Genomic DNA, 2557 nt, shown 5'->3' on the forward strand with positions numbered 1-2557 from the left:
GCCTCGGCCCTGCCGGAGAACACCCCGGCCAGCCCCTCGACCGCCTGCTTCCGCCAGGCCGCGATCATCGTCTGATGGACGCCGTGCTTCGCCGCCAGCTGCGACAGGGTCAGATCCCCCTTCAACGCCTCCAGCGCCACCTTGGCCTTGAAATCAGCCGAGTACCGCTTCCGCTTCCCAGTCATAACGTCCGTCCTTCCAAGAGGGCGAACCAACCTTAGCCGTATGTCCGAATTTCCGGCGCCACCTCACTCGAGGCAGACGCGGCCGAAGATGTGGCCGCCGGGCGAGCCGTGACCTTGGCTGTCGCGATACTTGGGCAGGTCGGCGAAGCCTATCCTTGACTAAAGGATCACCCCCACGCGCGCGCCGAACAGGAGCCGCGCAATGCCCTCTATGTCGCATCGGACGAACTCAGCCTTCCTCCTGCTGTGCTTTCAATGCCGGGGTCGGGCGCCCTAAAGCGCGGATACTCCCTCACCGAAGCGGGCGCGAAGGTGTCCACATGGCGGGTTCCCGACTGGCTCCATCCCCGTTGGGGAGGCGTCGGAATGACCTACCATCCGCCACAGCGTTGGGATGACAATGGCACAGTTACGACGGTGGGGCGTGGTCAGGAGTTCGTCGCTACCCTCCCGCAGGGCGAAGGGCGAGCGGTCGAATGGGTCGCCGCGCTGCTGCACGACGCCATTGAATAGGCGCCTACGAACTGATCTGAGCGGCCTCAGAGACCTCTTTCGTCATGGCGCGTGCGTGTTAGCCTAGCGCACGCTGATTTGGGCGAATGAGTTCGTTCTTAGGGGTAGGGATGAGCGGGTCTTTTTGGGCATAGGGGCGATGCCGACAGCCAGACTGAATGACCTGAACTTCCACTACGAGCGCGCCGGCGCCGGGCCGCGGCTGCTGTTCATCTCCGGCTCCGGCGGCGACCTGAGGACCCAGCCCAACGTCTTCGCCTCGCCGCTGGCCCGGGCGTTCGACCTGGTCGCCTATGACCAGCGCGGCCTGGGGCGGACCGACAAGCCGGATGTTGCCTACTCGATGGCCCAGTACGGCGACGACGCCGCGGCGCTGATGGACCACCTGGGCTGGGACGACGCCCTGGTGGTGGGCGTCTCCTTCGGCGGCATGGTGGCCCAGGAGCTGGTGCTGCGGCATCCGCAGCGGGTCCAGCGGGTGGTCCTGGCCTGCACCTCGCCCGGCGGCGCGGGCGGGGCCTCCTATCCTTTCCACGACATCGAGCACCTGACCGGCGAGGCCCGCGCCCGCCACATGATCCCGATCAGCGACACCCGCCGCGACGCCGCCTGGGCCGTGGCGCACCCGCAGGACTACGAGACGTTCGTCGCCCTGGCCGCCGCCGACCCCTACGCCGACGAACCCGGCCACGCCGCCGGCGCCCACCGCCAGTTCGAGGCCCGCGCCGACCACGACACCTGGGACCGACTGCCGCACATCGCCTGCCCGGTGCTGATCGCCGCCGGCCGCTATGACGGGATCGCCATGCCCGCCACTCAGGAGAAGATGCTGGCCCGCATCCCCGGCGCGACCCTCAAGTGGTTCGAGGGCGGCCACCTGTTCATGATCCAGGACCGCGCCGCCTATCCCGCGATCGTCAGCTTCCTCACCGCGTCATGATGCAGGCCCGCCAGATCGACGTCCAGGGCGCGCCCGTGCGGCTCTGGTCCGGTGGTGAAGGACCGGCCCTGTTGTTGCTGCAGGGCGGCATGACCGACGCCGAGATGCACTGGCGGCCGATCTGGGACCGGCTGTCGGAGCGGTTCACCGTCTATGCCCCGGATCTGCCGGGGTTCGGGGGCTCGGCCAGGCTGAAACGGCCCGACTACCCCCGCCTGGTGGGCTGGATTGACGCCCTGCGGAGCGAGATCGGGGCCGAGCGCCTGACGGTGGCCGGCAACTCGTTCGGCGCCTCGCTGGCTCGCCTCTATGCCGCCGCCCACCCCGAACAGACGGAACGGCTGATCCTGCTGAACGGCGGCAGCATCTTCCGCCGGATTCCTCTACGCGGCAGGCTGGTGCTCGCCTCCCCGGTCGGCGGGTGGATCATGGCGCGCCGGGCCCGCAAGGGCTTCGGGCGCGACACCGTGGAGCGCATGTTCGCCGAGCCGGCGGCCGCCGACCCGGCCCTGCTGGATCGATGCGCCGCCAGCAACGAAATCTTCCACATCCTTCGCCACTGCTCCGCGGGACCGGAACCGGACAGCGCCTGGACCGACGCGCCCACCCTGGTCATCTGGGGCGAGGCGGATCGCCATGTGGACATGGGCGTCGGCCGCATCCACGCCCAGCACGCGCCCAACGGAACCTTCAAGGCGATCCCGGGCGCCGGACACCTCCCACAGCTGGAGCAGCCCGAGGCCACTGCCCAGGCGATCTTCGACTTCTGCGGCACGATCTAGCAGGCTGTTGAAAAAGTCGACGGTGAGGGCCGATTTTCGCCCTCTCATGGCCCTTCCGCTCAAACAGGCAAAATCTCGTAGTTGAAATAATTGGGTTTTCTGAATCTCTAGGGCTGCGAACTTGCGCCTCAGGCACC

3 protein-coding genes and 1 pseudogene are annotated in these 2557 nt (G+C 68.0%); 3 read left to right on the forward strand and 1 reads right to left on the reverse strand.

The features are described from left to right. Window positions 1–185, reverse strand: a 185-nt coding sequence (locus Q0R13_RS12830) for a transposase (RefSeq protein ID WP_293904486.1), incomplete at its 3' end; no start/stop codon positions are given. A gap of 177 nt (window positions 186–362) precedes the next feature. Between Q0R13_RS12830 and Q0R13_RS12835 the strand changes: the two are divergent. The 3 genes and pseudogenes from Q0R13_RS12835 to Q0R13_RS12845 all read left to right on the forward strand — a co-directional run. Continuing rightward, window positions 363–698, forward strand: a pseudogene (locus tag Q0R13_RS12835) (hypothetical protein); the annotation flags it as partial. A 139-nt stretch (window positions 699–837) separates the two neighbouring features. Continuing rightward, the gene (locus Q0R13_RS12840) at window positions 838–1638 is read left to right on the forward strand and encodes an alpha/beta fold hydrolase (RefSeq protein WP_293904488.1); all 801 of its coding nucleotides are present in this window, start codon (window positions 838–840) and stop codon (window positions 1636–1638) included. Further along, window positions 1635–2420: an alpha/beta hydrolase gene (locus Q0R13_RS12845; protein WP_293904490.1), complete on the forward strand. Its 786-nt coding sequence runs from the start codon at window positions 1635–1637 to the stop codon at window positions 2418–2420. Before Q0R13_RS12840 ends, Q0R13_RS12845 begins: the two co-directional genes overlap by 4 nt. Window positions 2421–2557: the final 137 nt, after the last annotated feature.

Origin of the sequence: Phenylobacterium sp. (assembly GCF_025351295.1) — a bacterium.
GTDB lineage: Bacteria > Pseudomonadota > Alphaproteobacteria > Caulobacterales > Caulobacteraceae > Phenylobacterium.

Coding starts and splice junctions, on each gene's coding strand:
- Q0R13_RS12840 (WP_293904488.1), top strand. CDS start 838: ATGCCGACAGCCAGACTGAATGACCTGAACTTCCACTACGAGCGCGCC.
- Q0R13_RS12845 (WP_293904490.1), top strand. CDS start 1,635: ATGATGCAGGCCCGCCAGATCGACGTCCAGGGCGCGCCCGTGCGGCTC.